The organism is Trinickia sp. (assembly GCF_051954495.1).
Lineage (GTDB): Bacteria > Pseudomonadota > Gammaproteobacteria > Burkholderiales > Burkholderiaceae > Trinickia.
Window position 1 is genome coordinate 18,388 of the sequence record NZ_JBQCHR010000153.1, and the last position, 21,289, is coordinate 39,676.

16 protein-coding genes are annotated in these 21,289 nt (G+C 64.9%); 8 read left to right on the top strand and 8 right to left on the bottom strand.

The features are described 5' to 3' along the window. Window positions 1-98 precede the first annotated feature (98 nt). Complete coding sequence (gene pdxR / locus ACTHNR_RS20615; protein ID WP_440549514.1) at window positions 99-1,658, bottom strand: MocR-like pyridoxine biosynthesis transcription factor PdxR; 1,560 nt, start codon at window positions 1,656-1,658, stop codon at window positions 99-101. Between the two features lie 256 nt (window positions 1,659-1,914). Here pdxR and ACTHNR_RS20620 point away from each other — a divergent pair, with 256 nt between their 5' ends. Together ACTHNR_RS20620 and flgE are read left to right on the top strand one after the other, a co-directional pair. Then, window positions 1,915-2,421, top strand: coding sequence for a hypothetical protein (locus ACTHNR_RS20620; RefSeq protein ID WP_440549515.1), 507 nt, complete (start codon window positions 1,915-1,917; stop codon window positions 2,419-2,421). Window positions 2,422-2,479: 58 nt separating this feature from the next. Next, complete coding sequence (gene flgE / locus ACTHNR_RS20625) at window positions 2,480-3,709, top strand: flagellar hook protein FlgE (protein WP_440549516.1); 1,230 nt, start codon at window positions 2,480-2,482, stop codon at window positions 3,707-3,709. A gap of 80 nt (window positions 3,710-3,789) precedes the next feature. Here flgE and ACTHNR_RS20630 read toward each other — a convergent pair whose 3' ends face one another. Then, on the bottom strand, window positions 3,790-4,290 hold the full coding sequence (locus tag ACTHNR_RS20630; protein ID WP_440549517.1) for an Ohr family peroxiredoxin: 501 nt from the start codon (window positions 4,288-4,290) through the stop codon (window positions 3,790-3,792). 542 nt (window positions 4,291-4,832) lie between these two features. Between ACTHNR_RS20630 and ACTHNR_RS20635 the strand changes: the two genes are divergently transcribed. From ACTHNR_RS20635 to ACTHNR_RS20660, 6 genes are all read left to right on the top strand, one after another. Beyond that, the gene (locus ACTHNR_RS20635) at window positions 4,833-5,825 is read left to right on the top strand and encodes a LysR substrate-binding domain-containing protein (protein ID WP_440549518.1); all 993 of its coding nucleotides are present in this window, start codon (window positions 4,833-4,835) and stop codon (window positions 5,823-5,825) included. Window positions 5,826-6,158: 333 nt separating this feature from the next. Beyond that, entirely contained in the window at window positions 6,159-6,707 is a 549-nt protein-coding gene (locus ACTHNR_RS20640) for a lecithin retinol acyltransferase family protein (RefSeq protein WP_440549519.1), read from the top strand. 78 nt (window positions 6,708-6,785) lie between these two features. Continuing rightward, on the top strand, window positions 6,786-8,345 hold the full coding sequence (locus ACTHNR_RS20645) for a DHA2 family efflux MFS transporter permease subunit (protein ID WP_440549520.1): 1,560 nt from the start codon (window positions 6,786-6,788) through the stop codon (window positions 8,343-8,345). A gap of 35 nt (window positions 8,346-8,380) precedes the next feature. Further along, on the top strand, window positions 8,381-9,844 hold the full coding sequence (locus ACTHNR_RS20650; RefSeq protein WP_440549521.1) for an efflux transporter outer membrane subunit: 1,464 nt from the start codon (window positions 8,381-8,383) through the stop codon (window positions 9,842-9,844). Between the two features lie 37 nt (window positions 9,845-9,881). Beyond that, window positions 9,882-11,141, top strand: a complete 1,260-nt coding sequence (locus tag ACTHNR_RS20655; protein WP_440549522.1) for an HlyD family secretion protein — start codon at window positions 9,882-9,884, stop codon at window positions 11,139-11,141. A gap of 37 nt (window positions 11,142-11,178) precedes the next feature. After that, window positions 11,179-12,153, top strand: a complete 975-nt coding sequence (locus ACTHNR_RS20660) for a LysR family transcriptional regulator (protein ID WP_440549523.1) — start codon at window positions 11,179-11,181, stop codon at window positions 12,151-12,153. Between the two features lie 17 nt (window positions 12,154-12,170). Here ACTHNR_RS20660 and ACTHNR_RS20665 read toward each other — a convergent pair whose 3' ends face one another. From ACTHNR_RS20665 to ACTHNR_RS20690, 6 genes are all read right to left on the bottom strand, one after another. Beyond that, window positions 12,171-13,238 (bottom strand): LysR substrate-binding domain-containing protein, encoded by a 1,068-nt coding sequence (locus ACTHNR_RS20665; protein WP_440549524.1) that lies wholly within the window; start codon window positions 13,236-13,238, stop codon window positions 12,171-12,173. A 13-nt stretch (window positions 13,239-13,251) separates the two neighbouring features. Beyond that, window positions 13,252-15,018: a SulP family inorganic anion transporter gene (locus ACTHNR_RS20670; RefSeq protein ID WP_440549525.1), complete on the bottom strand. Its 1,767-nt coding sequence runs from the start codon at window positions 15,016-15,018 to the stop codon at window positions 13,252-13,254. 15 nt (window positions 15,019-15,033) lie between these two features. Beyond that, a complete protein-coding gene (locus ACTHNR_RS20675; RefSeq protein ID WP_440549526.1) occupies window positions 15,034-16,305 on the bottom strand; it encodes an NAD(P)/FAD-dependent oxidoreductase in 1,272 nt (423 codons plus the stop codon). Between the two features lie 103 nt (window positions 16,306-16,408). After that, window positions 16,409-17,794, bottom strand: a complete 1,386-nt coding sequence (locus tag ACTHNR_RS20680) for a TolC family outer membrane protein (protein WP_440549527.1) — start codon at window positions 17,792-17,794, stop codon at window positions 16,409-16,411. 29 nt (window positions 17,795-17,823) lie between these two features. Next, window positions 17,824-18,033 (bottom strand): YgaP family membrane protein, encoded by a 210-nt coding sequence (locus tag ACTHNR_RS20685; RefSeq protein ID WP_440549528.1) that lies wholly within the window; start codon window positions 18,031-18,033, stop codon window positions 17,824-17,826. Between the two features lie 10 nt (window positions 18,034-18,043). Beyond that, window positions 18,044-21,280: an efflux RND transporter permease subunit gene (locus ACTHNR_RS20690; RefSeq protein ID WP_440549529.1), complete on the bottom strand. Its 3,237-nt coding sequence runs from the start codon at window positions 21,278-21,280 to the stop codon at window positions 18,044-18,046. Window positions 21,281-21,289 lie beyond the last annotated feature (9 nt).

Below are 21,289 nucleotides of genomic sequence, written 5' to 3' on the forward strand. Positions count from 1 at the left end.
AATCGTAGGCGCGCGCCGCGCTCACCGGTAGATATGCCGCCGCACTCACGGTGTTGCCGCTACGGCACCAATCGAAAGTCCGCGGCAGCAAAAGCGAGTCACTCCTCCTTGTGCAGCGCCGTGGCGACCCGCTGTGCGGCGCGCTCGGTTTCTTCTTCGTTGAACGGGGCGAAGCCCATCACGAGAGCGTCATGGTGGCCGTGCCGCTGCGTGTATTTGCCCAGCGGCGCGGATTCGATTCCCGCGCGCGTCAATCTGCGCACGGCGGTGCGTTCGTCGTGCGCCAATAGACGGCCGACGACGTCCAACCCCGCGTGAGGCGGCGACACGTCGATGAGATCCCGCCAATGACGTCCGGCCGCATGCTCGAACGCATGCGCGCGGGCGGCGTAGATTTTCCTGCTGCGACGGATGAATCGATCGAAATGGCCTTCGCCGAGAAAATCCGCAAGCACGGCTTGCGTCAAACCGTTGGCGCTGCGTGCGGTGATAGAGACGCCCCGGACGAAGGGTTCGACCAGTCGAGGCGGCGGCACGACGTAGGCGAGCCGCAGGGAGGGAAACATCAGCTTACTGAACGTGCCCGCCAATACGACATGCGATGCGGCGCCGGGCAGGCTGCGCAGCGCGGGCAGCGGCCCCGAGCGAAACGCGTACTCGCTGTCGTAATCGTCTTCGAAAATGATCGCGTCCTGACCGATGGCCCAATCGAGCAATGCCTTACGACGCGCCACGGACATCGTGACGCCGAGCGGCGCGTGACGCGAAGGCGTCACATACGCAAGCGCGGCTTGCGGCGCTAGGCGTATCCCTTCCTCGACGAGCAGGCCGGCATCGTCGACGGGCAGATCGATCACGCGCGCACCGCTCGCATGCAGGATCTGGCGAGCGCCCACGTAGCCGGGGTCTTCCATCCAAACGGAATCGCCGGGCTCGAGCCATAGCCGAAGGCATAGATCGAGCGCCTGTTGCACGCTGCCCACGACCACGATCTGCTCGGGCGGCACGTGAACGCCGCGCACCAAGGCCAAATGCGCGGCGATCGCCGAGCGCAGCGCCGGCAGTCCGCCCGGGCTCGTTTCGTTGAGCGTGAGCAGCCGGGAGGATCTCAAGTGCCGCGTGTGAAGCCGCCGCCATAGATCGATGGGAAACAAGCGGATGTCGCCGCGATGGGGAGCAAAGGGCTGTGGCAGCACGTTCGGGGCGAACAGCGGGAACGGCGAATCCGCTTCGCTCAGCCGTTTGATCCACGGGGCCTCGGGTGTCCTTGCGGCACGCCGGTCGAAGGCCGGAACGTTCTCCAAAGGCGCTGCCGGCGACGGTGCGAGGCTGCCTGCGCTGTACTTGTGATCGGGTAAGGTGCTGCTCACGCGCGTGCCGCTGCCTTTGCGTGCGACCAAATACCCTTCGGACAGCAGTTGTTCATAGGCGCTTGCAACAGTGCCGCGGGCGAGTCCGTATTGCCGCGCCATCGTCCGGGTGCCCGGAAGCACGCTGTCTGCCGGAACGTGGCCGGCGACGATCGCTCGTCTCAATGCGTCATACAGCCAACGCTGAAGCCCCGTCTGGGCGTTGGGCGCACCCAAGGGCAAAGACCACACCAAGCAGGCGCGCCGTCGTTGCGCCGCTTCTTCTACCGCGTCACATCTATCGTTCATCGCACTGATATCGCATTTTCTTTATCGCGTGCTTCCAGACGCGCGGCCCTAGCCCGTTGTGACAGCGCGAAAAGTGGCCCATTGCACGAGTCGCTAAGCGGCCCATTACACGCGGCTGCTTTCCCCGCACTATGCGCGCAATCGTTTTTGCACTGTCGCAACGCGAGACGCATTGCTCGATTGCCGAAACCGATCGATCGCCCCCGAGATATGGCGCATGAAGCGCCGTTGAAACAACAGCAGATCGAAAGTGAACGTGGACCGAATAGCAGCTCAATTCTTCTCGTCGGAAACCGGTGACGCACCGGTGGCGCCGAGTAGCGACGACCGCGCGGCGGCGATCTCGCCGCTCATTTCAAGCGAATACGACCCCGCTGAGTGGGGCGGATTCGATTCATGCTTCGTCTGCATCCGTGAATGGTGTGTCGACTATCCGGGCCCCTGCTTCGTGGCGCCGGTGTCGATCGGAGAGCGAATCATCGACACGTTGTCGGTGTCGGTGACGACCTTGGGCGCGGCGACCTACGGCATCAAGGCCACGGGGTACCTGTACGACGGCCGGTCCGGCGCCTACATCGGCATGATCGACCTTCGCTATTTCGGCGACAACATGCCGCGGACGCTTACGTTCGATCTGGCCCAGCATCGCTTGCCCGTGTCGACGTGGATCGAAGTGCGCTTCGCCGTCGACGGAGGGGGCACGCCGCGCATTCCAAAACCGCCTACGGTCAACAGCGTATCGCTGCGCTTGACCGCCCGCTGAATTCGTCATCCGACACGCATCTTCAACCCGCCCATTCATTCGCGAAAAGGGACCCCTTATGAGCTATCAAACCGGACTGAGCGGGCTGGACGCCGCATCGACGGATCTCGACGTGATCGGAAACAACATCGCGAACGCGAACACGGTAGGTTTCAAAGGCTCGACGGCGCAATTTGCCGACATGTACGCGAATGCGATTGTTTCTGCCGTCAATAATCAAGTCGGTATCGGCACGCACCTTTCGACGGTCGAGCAGAATTTTGCTAACGGCACCTTCACGAAAAGCGAGCGGCCGCTGGACATTGCGATCAACGGCAATGGCTTTTTTCAGCTGTCGAACAACGGCGCGCTGGTGTATTCGAGAAACGGTGTCTTTCATCTGGACAAGACCGGTGCGATAGAAAACGCGGAAGGCCAGCAGCTAATGGGCTACACGCCCTCGGCGAACGGTGCGATGAATACCGGCACAACCGGTCCGATTCGCATCTCCACTGCCGACGCTCCGCCAGTGGCGACGTCGACGATCGCGGCGTCGTTCAATCTCGATGCGCAAGCCGCTATCCCGTCGGGTTCGCCGTTCAACCCGTCCGATCCGACAACCTTCAACTACAGCCAACAAGTCCCGGTCTACGATTCGCTAGGCGGCAATCAATCGGTCACTGTCTACTTCGTCAAGAACGCGACCGGGAGCTACGAAGTCTATGCGGCATCGGGGGCTTCGTCGACGCCGGCCGGCCCCAGCGCGACGGGCGACCTCGGCGCGATCACGTTCGGCAATTCAGGTCAGCTGACCTCGAGCGGCAAGCTCGCTTTCACGATTCCCAACGGCGCGGACGGCGGCGCCACGACGCAAGCGCTATCGCTCGATTTAACGGGTACGACGCAATACGGGGGCAAGAATGCCGTATTGAGTCTGCAGCCCGACGGTTACGGTTCGGGGCAACTCACGTCCATTACCGTGGGCGACGATGGCGTGTTGACCGGTTCCTACTCCAACGGCGCGACGCTCGCCCTCGGGCAGATCGCGCTGGCGACGTTCGCGAACCCCAACGGCCTCGTGAATCTCGGCAACAATCTGTACGCGCAAACCACCGAGTCGGGCGTAGCCCAGATCGATGCGCCCGGGTCGCCGAATCACGGTGTGCTGCAAGGCGGGGAGACGGAGGATTCGAACGTCGACTTGACCTCGGAACTCGTCAATCTGATTACGGCGCAACGCGACTATCAAGCGAATGCGCAAACGATCAAGACTCAGCAAGCCGTCGATCAGGCGTTGCTTGGCCTGTAGACTGACCTCCTGCTTGGCGCATGGCGGGACGCGGGCTAGGCCCGCGTCGCCCGTTCACACGGCCAGGCCGATCGATCGGATTAGTCGACCACCGTCACGATATTGACGGTGCCTTGCCGCGCCATTTTCGCGTAAGGACACAGGCGTTCGGCGTGGCGGACGAGTTCTTCGGCCGCGCTACGCTCGATGCCGGGCATCTGGACGCGCAGGTCGATCACCAGCGCGTACCCGCCGTCCATGGGGTCGCGCCCAAACGAGACCTGCACTTGCACCGCCATGCCGGGCGCGTCCATCGAAGCGCGTTTGACCAGCAGGTTCAATGCGCCATGAAAGCAGGCGGCAAAGCCGGCGGCGAACAACTGCTCGGGATTCGTGCCGTCGCCGGGGCCGCCAAACTCCGTGGGAAGGCGCAACTCGAGGTTCAGATTGCCGTCGTCCGAGCGCACGATGCCCGATGTCCGCCCATGCCCTGTTTCGCCGCCGGAGACGGTAACCGTGGTGGTGTAGAGCGCTTGAAAATCGCGGCCGCGATACTTGTCGAGCAGGGAAAGCGGAGGGGGAACGAGTTCTTTGTCATCCATGGTGCGGTCTCGAGCACGGCAACGCGCGTGTTTGTGCGCGTTCGCCAATCCATTGGCATGCGGCGTCGCGGCCGGTAAGGCCGCTCACCGCTCGGTGGGCCGTTCGCTTCGCTTCGTGGCGAGACTAACGGGCGCCGCCGACTCAATGATACGGATGCACCCCCGGAGGCGGTAGCGCTTCATCCGGACGCATGGTGTTTCCATTTGGGCACCAATCCGGGCCTTGAAAATGACCTTCGGTGCCTTACGAATCGAAAGGTGATTCAGTGTGATAAAGCCCCAAAATTGCCGAATCCTTCGAAGATCGAGGCTGCTATAGCTGATTTCTATCGAATCGGCGCCGGGCGACATGAATCGACAGCCTTTACACGCCTTTGTAACGGATCGGGTGCAGTTTTACGGGGGCTGCGATTTCGTACAAGTTCGATGTGTCGTAGACTCGAAGCCGACGGCGCACGCTTCGTGCCGGAACGCCTCGACAGCCCAATCCCGGCGCCCCGGACCGCATCGCGCAGAACTTTGCCATGGCTGGGGGGCCATCAATGGATCGACCGGATGTATCGCATAGCGGCGCGCGGGCCGAGTTGCCTACCCGCGCCGTCGATTTGTCTACGGGTTTCGCGACCAGCTACGCCGGCATCATCGCATTCATGGCGGTCGCCACTGAAGGGAGCTTCGCGAAGGCGGGCGAGCGGCTGGGGATTGGCCGGTCGGCTGTTTGCCGCAATGTTCAAAAGCTCGAAACGCAACTGAGCACGCGTCTGTTTCTGCGCACGACGAGAACGACGCACTTGACGCTCGAAGGCGAGCGCTTTTTCGAAAACTGCCATCGAGGGGTCTCGCATATCGTCGAGGCCATGAACGACATGCTGGACCTGCGCGAGGGGCCGCCGCGCGGTCTCGTGCGCATCAGCGCGCCCGTGGGTTTCGGCAGGAAAGTCGTGGCGCCGCTGCTCGAGCGCTTCATGCAGGTCTACCCCGACATCTCGATCGATCTTCTGCTCGACGATCGTCAGACCGATTTCGTTTCCGAACAGATCGATGTGGCGTTCCGCGACGGGCGCATCGAAGATTCGAGCATCATCGCCAAACAGTTGATTCCGATGGAGATGATGCTATGCGCGTCGCACGCCTATGTCGAAGCGCGCGGCCTGCCGGCCACGCTCGACGAACTGGACGGGCATGAGTGCATCAATTTGCGCTTCTCCGGCGGCCGAATCTTCGAATGGGAGTTCAAGGTCGACGGCCATATGCGCAAGTACCTGCCCACCTCCAGATTGACGTTCAACGACGCCGACCTCGTGCTCAAAGCGGTGCTGGATGGCCGAGGCATCGCTCAAATGCCCGGTTACCAAGTACGCGATCACATCGCGCGCGACGAGCTCGTCATTGCACTGAAGCGGCATGTGCCCGACGACCGAGGGCACTACATCTGCTACTTGAGCCGGCAGCATCTGCCCTCGCGCATTCGCGTGTTCGTCGATTTCATGACCGACGAAATTCGCGCGCTCGATCTGCTCTGCTTGATCGACTGACTAGCGCGTGGGCGTGCGCGTTGCCCGGCGCCGCCGGGTTCGCTTCGCATGACCCCAGCGCCCCGCTCATTGGTGTCTGCTCGGCAACAATGAGTGTTCCCTTGCGTATCTACCGCTGGTGGGCGCAGGCACCTACCATTCGAGCCATGGCAAAGCTTCCGCTCTAATCGATCTCATGCAGTGACGACTCGTTCCGAGGCCGCGTGCCTTGGCGGGCCCCGCTTTGCCTTCGACCCAGCGAAAGGGTGATTGGCGCTTCGATGCGGGAGACCGTAACCGTAGGAGTCCGAATCGGTAAGCGGCGCATTGCAGGCATGACGTGGGTGACTCGCCATGAACACGTTGCTTATCGATAGGCACGCGACATCGCAGATGTGGGAGCAGGCCGCGCACGCGATCCAGCCCGGCGCGCATCTCGTCAGCGACCGCGATGGTTACACGCATCACGGCATCTACGTCGGAAATGGCCTGGTGATTCACTACGGCGGCTTTCATGAGTCGTCGGCTCGGCGGCCCGTCGAATACGTCGCGCTGCGCGGGTTTTGCGCCGGGAGAAGCGTACGGGTTCAGCCCGAACCGGGCGCGATATACGGAGCGGAGGAGGCCGTCGAACGCGCGAAGTCGCGTTTGGGCGAAGACAGGTATCGGTTGTTGACCAACAACTGCGAACACTTCTGCACGTGGTGCGTGCGGGGCGTCGGGCGCAGCGAGCAAGTGCGCCGTTGCTTACGCAACCCATGGGTGGGCATGACGACGCTGCTCGCGATTTCGCTGGGTTGGTATAGGCCGCATCGCCGCCCGAGCCGGCTTCGTCGATATGCCGGCGAATTGTCGAGATTCATCGCGACGCATTCGATTCCGCAGGCGCTCGCACGAGCGTAGCCGAACAGAAGCTCGGTCAACCGCCGCTACACGCAGGTCGTTCGCTTGCATTTTTTTAGGACTACTAAAGGATGGAACATGAGCACACACCCCACCTCCGCCGTTCCTGCGCCCTTGACCGGCGTGCGCTTCGTGCTCGGAACGTTCGCGGTCGCGCTCGCCACGTTCATGAACGTGCTCGACTCGTCCATTGCCAACGTCGCCATCCCGACGCTGTCCGGCAACCTCGGCGTCTCTGTCGATGAAGGGACGTGGGTCATCACGCTGTTCGCCGCGGCCAATGCGGTGTCGATTCCGCTGACGGGGTGGCTCACGCAGCGCATCGGCCAGGTCAAACTCTTCGTTTGGGCGATCCTCTTGTTCGTCGTGTCCTCGGCCGCTTGCGGGCTCGCGCCGAATCTGCTCGTGCTGCTGGCGGCGCGCGTCGTGCAGGGCGCGGTGGCGGGGCCGCTCGTGCCGCTCTCCCAGGCGCTGCTGCTGGCGTCGTTTCCGAAGGACAAAGGATCGAGCGCCCTCTCGCTGTGGGCGATGACCGCGACGGTCGGGCCGATTGCGGGGCCTGCGCTCGGGGGCTGGATCACCGACAGCTACAGCTGGTCGTGGATCTTCTACATCAATGTGCCCGTCGGTCTTTTCGCCGCCGGCGTGATCTGGGCGATCTATCGCGATCGCGAGACGCCCTCGCGCAAACTGCCGATCGACAAGGTGGGTCTGATGTCGCTGATCGTGTGGGTGGCGTCGCTGCAGATCATGCTCGACAAGGGCAAGGATCTCGACTGGTTCGCTTCGCCGACGATCTGGGTACTGACGATCGTCGCGGCTGTCGGTTTCGTGTTCTTCCTCATCTGGGAGCTGACCGAGGACAAGCCGATCATCGATCTAAGGTTGTTCGCGGGGCGCAACTTCCTGGGTGGCACCGTGGCGATTTCGGTCGCCTATGCGATCTTCTTCGCGAACCTGGTCGTGCTGCCGCAGTGGATTCAGGGCTATCTCGGGTACCGCTCCGTCGATGCGGGGCTCGTGACCGCGCCGCTCGGCATCTTCTCCGTCATGCTCGCGCCCGTCATGGGCAAGATCATGCCGCGCTCCGACATGCGTGTGCTCGCCACGTTGGCGTTCCTCGGGTTTGCGGGCGTGTTCTTCATGCGCTCGCACTATACGACGGGCGTCGATCCCTACACGCTCGTCTTGCCGACGCTGCTGCAGGGCATTCCCATGGCGCTGTTCTTCACCCCGCTCACCGCCATCATCTTGTCGGGCCTGCCGCCGGAGAAGATCCCCGCGGCGGCCGGTCTATCCAATTTCGCTCGCATCTTCACGGGCGCCGTGGGCACGTCGCTGGTCGCCACCGGGTGGAACGACCGCACCATCTTTCACCATGCGCGGCTCGTCGAGCAGACGAGCGTAAACAACCCGAGCTTCGTCGACGCGATCGCCGGCTTGCAAGCCACGCTCGGGGCGAGCGCGCAAAAGGCGAGCGCGTTCTTCGAATCGTCGCTCAGTGCGCAGGCCGCGATGCTGGGGCTGAATGACATCTTCTGGCTGTCGGCCGTGACCTTTATCGCGATCATCCCGTTGATCTGGCTGACCAAGCCCGCAAAGGGTGCAAGCGCGGGCGCGGCGGCGGGCGGCCATTGATGCGATGCGTTTTTCTCAATCGGAACGGACTCATCATGAAATCGCAGACTTCTCATTGGTGCGCTCGCCCGCAGGCGGCCAAGCTGGCCGCGTCGGCGATCATCGCCGCGGCGCTGTCCGGCTGCGCAAACTACGCGGGCATCCACAGCGACAAACGGATGGCGAGTGCAGAGCAGTTCGAGACCGCGCATAGTCTGCCGGCCGAACATGGGCGTTGGCCCACGGCCGACTGGGCGGAGCAATTCGGCGATGCGCAGCTGAAAGCATTGATCGCGCAGGCGCTCAAGGACAGTCCCACGCTCGAGCAGGCCGGCGCGCGGCTGCGGCAGGCGCAGGCCTTCAGCGAAACCGCGAAAGCCGGCACGCTGCCGCGCGTCGATGCGAACTACTCGCTCACGCGGCAGCAGTACAGCAGCACCGCGCTTGTGCCGCCGCCCTACGCGGGCGGATGGCAAACCGAAAATAAAGGCGTATTGACGGCTTCGTACGATCTCGATCTGTGGGGCAAGAACCGTGAAGCGTTGAAGGCCGCTGTGTCGCAGGCGCAAGCGAGCGAAGCGGACGAAGCGTTCGTCAAGCTGACGCTCGTCACCGCGATTGCGCGCAGCTACAACCAATTGGCGCGACTGTACCTGTTGCACGGCATTGCCGTGCGCGAAGTGACGCGGCGCGAACAGATCGACCGTGTGACGGCGGGCCGCATCGCGACGGGCCTCGACACCGAAGTCGAGCGCCGCACCGCGCAGGCCAATCTGGCGACGAGCCGCGCCGCCGTCACAGCGCTGGACGGCAGCATCTTGACCACGCGCTACCAACTGGCCGCGTTGGTGGGGGCGGGGCCGGACCGTGGGCTTTCGATCGAGCGCCCGACGCCGAGCGCGAGCGACGAGGTCCAGTTGCCGGACAACTTGCCTGCCGACTTGCTGAGCCGTCGGCCCGATATCGTCGCGGCCCGCTGGCGCGTCGACGCGATCACGCACGAAGTCAAGGAAGCGAAAGCCGAGTTCTATCCGGACATCAACCTGAGCGCCGCGATCGGCCTCGATGCTTTCGGCTTCGGCCGCTTTCTGACGGCCGCGAGCCGCACAGCTTCTGTCGGCCCCGCGATTCATCTGCCGATCTTCGATGCCGGCGCGCTGCGGGCGAAGTTGAAGGGCCGCTATGCCGAGTTCGACTACGCGGTCGCCGCCTACGACCAGACGCTCATCGCGGCGCTCGCCGACGTGGCGACGCAACTGGGCCAGATCCGCTCGAGCGATGCGCAGCTCACCGACGCGCAAGCGGCGCAACAAGCCGCCCAAAGCGCCGATCAGTTGGCGATGACGCAGTATCGGGCGGGCCTGACCAACCAACTGACGGTACTGAACGCCGATGTTGCCGCGCTCAATGCCGAACAGGCTGTCGCCAACCTCGAAATGAATCGTCGCGACCAGCGGATCGCCCTCGCGTCGGCGCTCGGCGGCGGTTATGTCGATACATCATCGGCGCCCGCCCGCTGATCGATCGTTGGCCAACTCAATCAATAGGAGGTTCGAAATGAGCGATACCATCACGACCGACCGCGAAGTGGCGGACGAACGAAGCCGCGAACGCCGCGACGAAGGCGCCGGCCGCGCGCCCACGCCGGCCGACGGCCGTGGGGCCGGGGCGCCGCCGCCGACGCGGCGCAAGCGCCTCATCGCATTGCTCGTGCTGGCCGTCGCGGCATGCGGCGCGGCTTACGCCGCCTACTATCTGACCCACGGCCGGTATTACGAGTCGACCGACGACGCTTATGTGAGCGGCAATCTCGTGCAGCTCACGCCGCAAGTCACCGGCACGGTCATCGCCGTCGATGCCGACGACACGCAAATCGTGAAAGCCGGGCAGCCGGTCGTCACGCTCGATCCGGCCGACGCCAAGGTCGCGCTCTCCAGCGCGGAGGCCGCGCTCGGGGAGACCGTGCGCCGCGTCAGCCGCCTATACGTCGACAACGATTTCTATGCGGCGACCGTCGCCCAGCGCCAGTCGGATCTGGCACGTGCGCAGGACGACTTTCGCCGCCGGCAGGCGGTCGCGAGCACCGGCGCCGTGTCGGCCGAGGATATCGCCCATGCGCGCGACACGGTCAATGCGGCGCGGGCTGCGCTCGATGCCGCACGCCGGCAGGCCGAAGCGAACCGCGCGCTGACCGATCGCACCACGGTTGCGCAGCACCCCGACGTGCAGGCTGCCGCGTCGAAGGTGCGCGACGCCTACCTCGCCTATGCCCGCGACACGCTGCCCGCACCGGTGACCGGCTACGTCGCGAAGCGCTCGGTGCAAGTGGGCCAGCGCGTATCGCCCAGCACGCCGCTGATGGCCATCGTGCCGCTCGACGGCGTTTGGATCGACGCCAACTTCAAGGAGGTGCAGCTCGAGCGCATGCGCATCGGCCAACCCGTCACGCTGACGGCCGACGTGTATGGCTCGCGCGTGAAGTATCACGGCCGCATCGAGGGCTTCTCGGCCGGGACCGGCAGTGCGTTCGCCACCTTGCCGGCGCAAAACGCGACGGGCAACTGGATCAAGATCGTCCAGCGCCTGCCCGTGCGGATCCGCATCGACCAACGCGAACTCGAAGCGCATCCGCTGCGTATCGGCTTGTCGATGCAGGTCGAGGTCGATACGCATGACGACTCGGGCACGCAGCTTGGCGCGGCGCACAACACGAGCTACCGCACGGACGTGTTCGCGGCATACGGCGCGCAAGCCGATGCGGAAATCGCCCGAATCATCGACCGCAACGCGATGGCGTCGCGCAAGAGCGCGCGATGACCGTTTCGACGTAATCATTCCTTGCGAGGGATCGTTCATGGACACGCTCGAATGCATGCGCATCTTCGTCCACGTTGCGACCGACGGAGGCTTCACCTCCGCGGCCAAGCGACTGAACATCAAGGTACCCGCCGTATCGCGCGCGATCGCCCAACTGGAAACGCGCCTGAGCAGCAGGCTGTTCCACCGGACGACGCGGCGCGTGGCGTTGACGGAGACCGGCGAGCGTTACCTGAGCCGATCCTTGGAAATCCTGTCGAGCTACGACGACGCCGAAGCCGAGGCCCGCTCGGCAACGGCCCACCCGACAGGGCGTCTGCGGGTGCATGCGCGCTCGAGTTTCGGTCATCAACTGCTCGTGCCGGCCGTCCTTCAGTATCAGCAGCGGTTTTCCAGCCTCTGCATCGAGGTGGCGATGACGGGCGCGTCGACGCGCCTGCTGGAAGACGGCTACGATGCATCGATCGTGATCGCCTCCGAGCTGCCGAATTCGGGACTCGTTTGCGTTCGGCTCGGCACGATCGGCGGCGTGGTCTGCGCAGCGCCGTCATACCTCGAAGCGCATGGCACGCCCGCCACGCCGGAGGCGTTGAGCGCTCACCATTGCCTGCAGCTCACCGCCCCCATTTTTTCGTTCGACCGATGGACGAGTAAGCGCGACGGCGCTCGGATCGCCGTGAACGCGGGCGCCGCGCGCTTGACCGTCAACGCCATGGAGGCGCTGGCGCCGGCGGTGACGAGAGGGCTCGGCATCGCGATTCTGCCGGCCGGCGTGGCGCTGCCCGGGTTGCGCTCGAAGGCGCTCGTTCAGCTTCTGTGCGAGTACGAGACGCAGCCCGTGAACGTCTACGCGGTGTATCGCTCGCGGCGCTTTCTCGATGCGAAGATCCGGGCCTTCATCGATGTGCTGCGCGAAGAGGTGCCGGCCATGCTGGATGCCGACGAGCGCGCGCTGAGCGGGCTGGAAGCGGGCGGTCTCGCATCCGCGACGATCACTGAATTGGCGGCATGAGCAGGCCGTTCGCGGCGTCACTCGCCGCTTCCCTCGGCGAAGGCCAGCGGCGTGAGCGCGCGAGCCGGCGGCTGCGTATTGGCCGGTGTCGAGCGCATCATCGGCAGGCACAGCAAATCGAGTGCTCTCGTGTGCTCGGTCATGTAATCGACGAACGCGCGGATTCGCGCGGGAAGGTGCTTTCGGCTCAGGTAGCAGATGTAGTGTCCACCGTCGTCGGGCGCATGATGTCCCAGGCAATGGACCAAATGGCCGCCGGCAAGCAGATCGCACACCTGATACGCCGGCAGTTGCGCGATGCCGAGCCCGTCGAGCACCGCTTGCAGCATCAGCCCGGCATCGTTGAACGTGTGCCGCGACGCTACGCGGTGCCGCTGGCCATGGCCGTCGACCTTGAACTCCCATTCCCTGATCCGGCCCGAGGCGGTGCGCAGATTGATGCAGCGATGATGGGCGAGTTCGTCGATGCGGCGAGGCAGACCGTGGATCGCGGCGTAGGCGGGCGAGGCGCATACCATCATCTGCATCGGAATCAACTGTCTGGCGACGATGCCGCTGTCTTCCATGCGCCCGTCGCGGAACGAGACATCGATTCGCTCCGCCGTGAAATCGGCCGGGCCGTCGTCCAGCAGCAATTCGACGGTAATGTCCGGATACGCCTCGTAAAAGCCCCGCAGCAACGGAGCGACGATTTTGCGGCCGAACCCGGACGTGGAGGCGACGCGCAGGTGGCCGCGCGGCGGCCCGTTGCGCAGCTCGCGCATGTCGTCGAACGCGCGGGCGATGCGCTCGATGCCTTGTCGGCAGTTTTCATAAAAGAGCTCGCCCTCGCGCGTGAGGGACGTACGACGCGTCGTGCGCAGGAACAAGCGGGCGTCGAGCTGCGCCTCGAGCCGCTGCACGTTGCGGCTGACCGACGACCGGCCGATGCCCAGGCGGTCGCCGGCGCGGGCGAAGCTGCCTTCATTGGCGACGGCCAGGAAGGAGATGACGCCGGCGTAGCTGGCCGCGAAACTGCTCGAGAACGGATCGTCGGTACTCGGGGCCGGGACGGAAGAGGCAAGGGGAGAGACGAAATCTGACATAAAGGCGAAAGTGCTAGTCGTGAGTGGGGTAGTCGACTAGACGTATCGGCTTCGCAAGTTGTGACAGACAATATTCGACGGCTTCTCCCACCGTCGCGAAGAACGGCGAGCCGTCGCTGAATTTGTCGAACAGGCCGTAGGCCCGCAGGCGGTCCTTCACGGGGCCTTTCATTTCCGCGAAACCCAGCTGGACACCGTCCGCTTGCAATTCGTCATATAAAACGTCGAGGATGTCGGCGGCGGTGACGTCGATGTCGGTCACGGGTTCGGCGGCGACGATGACCCATTGCACGCGGGACTCGGCTCCTGAAACGGCGCGCCGTAGATGATCCGCGAAGATGTTCGCATTGGCGAAGAAGAGCGGGGCGTCCCAGCGAAAGAGCAGCAGGCCGGGCCACTGATGCGCGTCCGCGTGCCGGCTGACGTCATGATAGCCGCGCGTCCCGGACACTCGGCCGAGTACGGCATCGTAAGGGTGCCAGGCGCGCCACACGAACGACAGCAAGGCGAGCCCGACGGAAAGGAAGATGCCCTGAACGACCCCCAACAGCACGACGCCGGCGAAGCAGAGCATCGAGACGGCGAATTCGCTGCGCCGTTGGCGGTACAGCCGCGCCACGCTGCGCACTTCGGCCACGCCGAGCGACGCGCAGATGACGACGGCCGCGAGCGCCGAGTAGGGTACGTGAGCCAGCAGCGCCGGGGCGACGAGCAGCAGCAGCGCGATGCAGGCCGCAGCCACGATGCCGGTGACTTGGGTCTGCGCGCCCGCTGCCTGTGCGACAGGCGTGCGCGATGCGCTGCTGGTGACCGGGAAGCCTTGCAAGAAGCCGGCGAGCAGATTGGCGGCTCCGAGGGCGACGAGTTCCTGGTCGCGATTGGCGGTGCGATCGGTTCGTGCGGCGAAGACGCGCGACAAGACGCTGATATCGGCGAACGAGACGAGCGCGATCGCGACGGCCCCGCCGAACAAGCCGCGGATGTCGGCGGCGGATGGTACGGGCACGCGCGGCATCGTCAATCCCGACGGCATGGGCCCGATCACGGACACGGCGATGTGATGCGCCGCTTGCAGCCACCAGAGCGCCCCGGCCGCCGCCACCGAGACGAGGAACACGGCCGGCAGCGCCGGTGCGTATCGGCGCAGCGCCAGGATAGCCGCGATACAGACACCGCCGATCGTCGCCGTGGCGACGTCGACCGCGCCCGAAAGCACGCCGCGAACGAGTGCGATCGAATCGCCGATGAACGTTTCATGCAGGCCGGAAAACCCCAGCAATATCGGCAGTTGGCTGGCGATCAGCGTGACGGCGATGCCGTTGAGGTAGCCGTAGCGAATCGGGTGAGAGAGCAAATCGGAGACGAAACCCATTCGCAAGAGCCCGAGCAGCACGCAGATCCCACCGGCCATGATGGCGAGCGTCGACGCCAGCGTCACCGTGTGCGCCGGGTTCGTCGAAAGGGGCAATACGGTGGCGGCGATGAGAGCGGCGAGCGCGGAGTCGGGGCCTAGCATGAGAATGCGGCTCGGCCCGAAGACGGCATAGGCGAGGAGCGCCGCGATCGAGGCGTACAGGCCTGCAATGACCGGAAGGCCGGCAGCCTGGGCGTAGCTCATGCCGATCGGCACGAGAAACGCGGTGAGCGCGCATCCGGCGAACACGTCCTTCACCAGCCACGCGCGTCGATAGCCGCGCAGCATGGCGATGCCGGGCAACCACCGGCCGAGCACGCGCTCGGCGGCCCCGGGTGCGGTCGAGACGACGGTACGCAACGTCATGTTCGGTCTAGCGCCTCAACCTTTGAGCTTCTTCACGCCGAGCAAGTCGAGCAAGATGCGCTCATAGGCGGGCTCCGTCGCGCCGGTGCGCATGCGGTGCATGAAGTACTTCTCGAAACCGATCTTGGCCACATGCACCCACTTTCCTTCACTCGACCAGTTCAAATTGCGCGGGGGAATCTGCGGCAGCGCGACGAATGCCACGCCTCGGTCGCCGAAATCGGCAAGGCAGATGGCGTTCCAAGTCGCGCGGGTGGAGGGTTCGCGCCCATCCAGCACCGCGCGAATATTCTCGGCGGTCGCGCTCACCATCGATTCGATCATGAAGCCGGTCTTCGGCACGCCGGTGGGCACGGGCGTGGTTTCCTGGGGGGCGATCGCCACGCAGACGCCGACGGCATAGATCTCGCGATAGGTGGGGTTGCGTTGGAATTCGTCGATGAACACGAAGCCGCGCGCATTGGTCAGCTTGTCGATACCGGCCACGGCGTCGACCCCCTTGAATGCCGGCAGCATCATGCAAAATCGAAACGGCAACTCGTGCCGGCGACGCTCCTGGCCCAGATCGTCGCATTCGGTGACGAATATTTTGTCCGCCTCGATGCGCGTCGTCTTCGCATTGCAAATCCACTTGATGTCGTGCTCGCGCATGGCCGATTCGAGCATGCCCTTCGAATCGCCCACGCCCCCCAGCCCGAGATGGCCGACGTATGGTTCGGCCGTGACGAACGTCATGGCTACGCGGTCCCGAATCTTGCGGCGCCGCAGGTCCGCGTCCATGATCATCGCGTACTCGTAGGCGGGACCGTAGCACGATGCGCCCTGTACCGCGCCCACGACGATCGGGCCTGGGGTTTCGACGAACTCCGCCCACTTGCGAGCGGCCTGCTCGGCATGATCGATGTGGCAGATCGATGCCGTATTTGCCTGCGGCCCTAGGCCTTCGATTTCATCGAAGGCGAGCTTTGGCCCGGTGGCGATGACGAGAAAGTCGTAGGCGAGCACTTTGCCGTCCGCCAATTCGATCTCGCGGCGCTCGGGGTGGACGCGCTTGGCGCCCGCTGCGTCGAAGCCGATGCCCTTCTTATCGAGTACGGGTTTCAGCTCCACGCTGACGTCGCCTCGCGTGCGCCAATTCACCGCAACCCACGGATTGGACGGAACGAAGTGAAAAAACGCGCTGTCTGACACGACGGTCACGCGATCGTCCTGCCGCGCCGCCTTGCGCATGGCGAAGGCCATGGACAGGCCGCCCAGACCCGCACCCAAGATTACGATATGTGCCATGTTGCCTCCTCGTCGCGTGTGTCACGCGGCATCGGTTCGTTGTTTCGCGCGTTGCAGCGCGAAAGATTCGAGCGTGTCGCCGTCGGAACTTCGTCGCCCTCGGCTAGCGTAAAAGCGCGTTGATTTGCGCGAGTTGCTGTTCGTCTAGTTCCCCGGCTGCCGCCGCGAGGCGCAGCCGGCTCAATACGACTTGGTACCGTGCGGCCGCGAGATCGCGTCGCGTGGCGAACAGCATCTGCTCCGCGTTGAGCACGTCGATCGACGGACGCTCACCCGCCTCGAATCCGGTGCGGTTCGAATCGAGCTGAAGCTCGGCCGAGCGCAATGCTTGCGCCAATGCGCTCACCTGTGCTTTCGCGCTTTGCATGCCGAGAAAAGCCTGACGAACCTCGCGCGACACGGCCACCCGCGCAGCCTCCTCATCCAAGCCGGCGCGGTTGAGCAGCGCGGCGCTTTCTTCGGCTTTCGCGCTGCGCAAGCCCCCCGTATAAAGCGGGATGGTGATCATGATGCCGACGACGGCGCTGTTGCTGCGCATCGAACTGTTGCCGCCGTAGCCCGCGCCGTTCGTGCGATCGCCGATGTATGAGGCGAACGCGTCGACTGTCGTGCCGGCGCCCGGGCGATAGCGCGAAGTCTGCGCGCGAGCGCTGTCGACGCCGAGCCGGCGCACTTCGATGAGGGGGTTGCCCGTTATCGCGCGCACTTGCCAGTCGCCGAGATCGCCCGCGCCGATCGCTAGCACTTCCTCGGAGCGATCGAGGCGGCGCAGCGGCGCATCGGGCCCGGCGGCGCCTGTGAGATCGCGCAGCTCGGCGCGCTTGAGTTCGAGCGTCGTCTCGGCCGCCAGCATTTGGGCGTCGGCCAAATCCGCGCGCGCTTGCGCGTCGTTCACGTCCGTAATCGAAGCGTCGCCCGAATCGAAGCGGCCTTGGGCGATATGGCGCGCCTGGAGCGCGGCATCGCGAACCGAGCGCAACGCGGCTAGGTCGTCGTCCGCGCCCAGCACGGCGAAATACGCTTGCGCCACTTGCAGCAGCAGTGTTTGCCTTGCGAGCCTCAGCGAAGCATCGCCGGCATCGGCTGCATCGTTCATCTGCCGCGCGTCGACAGTCTTGGCGGCGCTATAGAGATTTTCCTTGATGGTGATGGCCCACCCCGCCCCTGTGGCGCCGGCCGCGCGCGTATCGAACGCGATACCGTTGCTCGCGCCGAAGCCTCCGCCTGAAAAGCGTGCGCCCGTCGTTTCCTGATCGAGCGTGCCGTAGCGGACGTTGCCCGTCGCGAATACTTGCGGCAGGTAGGCGGCTCGACCTTGCTTGCGTTTGGTCGCGTCGGCTTGGTTCTGTGCGACGGCCGCGGCATAGACGGGGTCGTGAGCCAGGGCTGCGTGCGCCGCGTCGAGCAGATCGGTCTGCGCGTGAGCAAGCGCACTGGCCGCCGCGAGCACGACGGCGCAGACGGATGTGCGCTGGCTTCGGATAAACATGGCCGGGCCCCTATCGATCGCGCGAGACCTTACGCGCCGCCGCGAACGCCGAGCTTGCGCATGAAGATCTCCATCGGGCACCACTGCGTCAAGCCGCTTTGCAGCAAGTTCGCGCCGACGAACGCCGTGACCCATAGCCACCAGCTGCTGAGATAGAGCGGGCTCGCAGGCGCGCCGAGGGCGAGCGATACCAGCACGAACAGGCCTGCGAAGATTCGGGTGATTTGCCAGGAAGTCATGACGGGCTCCTTACGGTTGCGGGTTGGAGGGCGGCGTAGCGCCGAAGCGGCGCCGATAGGCCGTGTAGTAGAGCAAGGGGATCACCACGAGCGTGAGCAGCGTCGAGACCAGAATCCCGAAGATCAACGAGACCGCAAGGCCGTTGAAGATGGGGTCGTCGAGGATGAAGAGCGCGCCGATCATGGCGGCCGCCGCCGTGAGCACGATCGGCTGCGCGCGCGTGGCGGCGGAGCGAACGACCGCCTCCCGGAACGGCACGCCGTCGGCGATTTGAAGATTGATGAAATCGACGAGCAGGATCGAATTGCGCACGATGATGCCTGCGAGCGCGATCATGCCGATCATGGACGTGGCGGTGAACTGTGCACCGAGCAAGGCGTGGCCCGGCATGACCCCGATGATCGTGAGCGGGATCGGCGCCATGATGATGAGCGGCGTCAAATATGAACCGAATTCGGCCACGACGAGCAAGTAGATGAGGATCAGGCCGACCGCGTAGGCGACGCCCATGTCGCGGAACGTCTCGTAGGTGACCTGCCACTCGCCGTCCCATTTGATCGAAAATCCCCGGTAAGGGTCGTCGGGCTGGCGGATGAACCATTCGCCCAGCTTCCCGCCGCCGGGCACGGCCAGCTTGGCAAGTCGCGCGCGCATGTCGAACATGCCGTACAGCGGGCTATCGACTCGTCCGGCCATGTCGCCCACCACATAGGTGACCGGCAGCAAGTCCTTGTGATAAATCGGCTGCTCGATGTGCGTGTCGCGCTCCCTGACGAGCTCGGAGAGCGGCACGAGCTGTCCCTGCCCGCCGCGTACCGCGAGCGCGAGCAAGGCCGACGCGTCGGCGCCGGAAGCCGTCGGTAGCGCGAGGCGCACCGCGGTGGGGTACTTGCTGCCGTCGCGAACGTAGGCGACGTCATCGCCTGTCAGGCCCGCCCGCAGCGTTTGCCCAACGTCTTGCTGCGAAACGCCGAGCAGGCCCGCTTTGCGCCGGTCGAGCTCGAAATCGCGTTGCGGCGCGGCGGCGACGGTGCTGTCGTCGATGTCGACGACACCCTTTGTCGACGCGAACACGCGGCGAACCTCATCGGCCACCGCGTTGCGTTCGGCGGCGCCCGCGCCGTATACCTCGGCGACGATCGGCGCCAATACGGGTGGCCCGGGGGGAACCTCCACCACCTTGACGCGCGCGCCGTCTCGCTCGGCGATGCGCTCCAGCATCGGGCGAACGGCGGTGGCGACGGCATGGCTCTGACGCCGACGCTTGGACTGATCGACGAGGTTGACCTGAATGTCGCCTACGTTCGGACCGGCGCGCAGATAGTACTGGCGGACGAGACCGTTGAAATTGATCGGCGCGGACAGTCCTGCATAAGCCTGGTAGGTGGCCGTCTCGGGCACGGTCGCGAGATAGGCGCCCATGTCGTGCAGGACGCTCGAGGTGCGCTCGAGCGGCGTGCCGGCGGGCATGTCGACGACGACCTGGAACTCCGATTTGTTGTCGAACGGCAGCATTTTCAGGACCACCCATTGCACGGCGGGCAGCGCCAGCGAAAGCGCGATGGCGAGCGCCACGCCGATCCAAAGGAACGTGCGATGGCGAGCGCCGCGCGCATCGTCGAGAAACGGCGCGAACAGCCGGCCGAAGAACGGCAGCAGCTTCGTTCGCAGCTTGTCTTTCGGACCATCGTCTCCGCCGTGTTGCGCGCGCCCGAGGCACGTGCGCGCCAGCCACGGCGTGACGACGAATGCGATCGAGAGCGAGATGGCCATGCCCATGCTGGCGTTGATCGGAATCGGGCTCATGTACGGTCCCATCAAGCCGGTGACGAAGGCCATCGGCAAGAGCGCCGCGATCACCGTCAACGTGGCGAGGATGGTGGGCCCGCCGACTTCATCGACGGCGCGCGGAATGATGGCGGCGAGGGGCGCGTCGGGCTCGATGGAGCGATGCCGATGAATGTTCTCCACGACGACGATCGCGTCGTCGACGAGAATGCCGATCGACAAGATGAGCGCGAACAGCGATACGCGATTGAGCGTGAAGCCCCATGCCCAGGAGGCGAACAACGTCGTCGTGAGCGTCAAGACAACGGCCGCGCCGACGACGAGCGCTTCGCGCCACCCGAGCGCGAACAGCACGAGCACGACGACGGACGTGGTGGCGAAGGCGAGCTTCTCGATCAGCTTGAGCGCTTTGGCGTCGGCGGTGACGCCGTAGTCGCGCGCCGCTTCGATCTTGACGTCGGCCGGAATCACGACGTTGCGCAGCGCGTCCACGCGACGAAGCACCTGTTTGGCGACCGTCACCGCATTTTCTCCGGGCTTTTTGGTGATGGTCAGGGAGACGGCCGGATATTCGGCGTGACGCGAGCCCCCGATGCCCTCCCAGACGTAATGCGTGGCGGCCGGCGGTCCTTCTTCGATGGCGGCGACATCGGAGACGAAGACGGGGCGGCCGTTATGCACGCCGACGATGACGTCGCCCACATCGTGCGCGTTGGCCAATACGGGACCGCTTTCCACGTGAACGCTGCGATTGTCTCTGACGAGATCGCCCACCGTGGCGGTCGAATTGGCCGCTGCCAGCACGCGCCGCAAATCGTCGACCGTCACACCGGCGGCCCGCATCCGGCCAGGGTCGAGCAGCACGTTGACGGCGCGCCGAGGGCCGCCGACGGTCGCGATTTCGCGCGTGCCCGGTACGCGCTTCAGTTCGGCTTCGATCGAATGAGCGACGCGCTCCAGGTCGAATGCATTGGCGCCTGCACGGGTCGCATAAAGCGTGAGGACGACGATGGGAACGTCGTCGATCCCTTTCGGCTTGATGAGCGGCGGCAGCACGCCGAGATTCCTCGGCAGCCAGTCTTCGTTCGAAAACACCGTGTCGTAGAGGCGCACGAGCGCCTCCGTGCGCGGCACGCCCACCTTGAACTGAACGGTCAACACGGCGAGGCCGGGCCGCGACACGGACATCACGTGTTCGATACCGCTGATTTGCGACAGCACCTGCTCGGCCGGCCCCGCCACCATGCGCTCGACGTCGCGCGCACTCGCGCCTGGGAACGGCACGAGCACGTTCGCCATGGTCACGTTGATCTGCGGTTCTTCCTCGCGCGGCGTCATCGCCATCGCGAACGCGCCAAGCAATAGGGCGACGAGCGCAATGAGCGGCGTGATGCGATTGCTCTGGAAGCGCGCGGCAATGCGGCCGGAAATGCCTAGCTTGGGCGGGGTCGTAGTCATCGGCGGCCT

Coding starts and splice junctions, on each gene's coding strand:
- pdxR (WP_440549514.1), bottom strand. CDS start 1,658: ATGAACGATAGATGTGACGCGGTAGAAGAAGCGGCGCAACGACGGCGC.
- flgE (WP_440549516.1), top strand. CDS start 2,480: ATGAGCTATCAAACCGGACTGAGCGGGCTGGACGCCGCATCGACGGAT.
- ACTHNR_RS20630 (WP_440549517.1), bottom strand. CDS start 4,290: ATGGATGACAAAGAACTCGTTCCCCCTCCGCTTTCCCTGCTCGACAAG.
- ACTHNR_RS20635 (WP_440549518.1), top strand. CDS start 4,833: ATGGATCGACCGGATGTATCGCATAGCGGCGCGCGGGCCGAGTTGCCT.
- ACTHNR_RS20640 (WP_440549519.1), top strand. CDS start 6,159: ATGAACACGTTGCTTATCGATAGGCACGCGACATCGCAGATGTGGGAG.
- ACTHNR_RS20645 (WP_440549520.1), top strand. CDS start 6,786: ATGAGCACACACCCCACCTCCGCCGTTCCTGCGCCCTTGACCGGCGTG.
- ACTHNR_RS20650 (WP_440549521.1), top strand. CDS start 8,381: ATGAAATCGCAGACTTCTCATTGGTGCGCTCGCCCGCAGGCGGCCAAG.
- ACTHNR_RS20655 (WP_440549522.1), top strand. CDS start 9,882: ATGAGCGATACCATCACGACCGACCGCGAAGTGGCGGACGAACGAAGC.
- ACTHNR_RS20660 (WP_440549523.1), top strand. CDS start 11,179: ATGGACACGCTCGAATGCATGCGCATCTTCGTCCACGTTGCGACCGAC.
- ACTHNR_RS20665 (WP_440549524.1), bottom strand. CDS start 13,238: ATGTCAGATTTCGTCTCTCCCCTTGCCTCTTCCGTCCCGGCCCCGAGT.
- ACTHNR_RS20670 (WP_440549525.1), bottom strand. CDS start 15,018: ATGACGTTGCGTACCGTCGTCTCGACCGCACCCGGGGCCGCCGAGCGC.
- ACTHNR_RS20675 (WP_440549526.1), bottom strand. CDS start 16,305: ATGGCACATATCGTAATCTTGGGTGCGGGTCTGGGCGGCCTGTCCATG.
- ACTHNR_RS20680 (WP_440549527.1), bottom strand. CDS start 17,794: ATGTTTATCCGAAGCCAGCGCACATCCGTCTGCGCCGTCGTGCTCGCG.
- ACTHNR_RS20685 (WP_440549528.1), bottom strand. CDS start 18,033: ATGACTTCCTGGCAAATCACCCGAATCTTCGCAGGCCTGTTCGTGCTG.
- ACTHNR_RS20690 (WP_440549529.1), bottom strand. CDS start 21,280: ATGACTACGACCCCGCCCAAGCTAGGCATTTCCGGCCGCATTGCCGCG.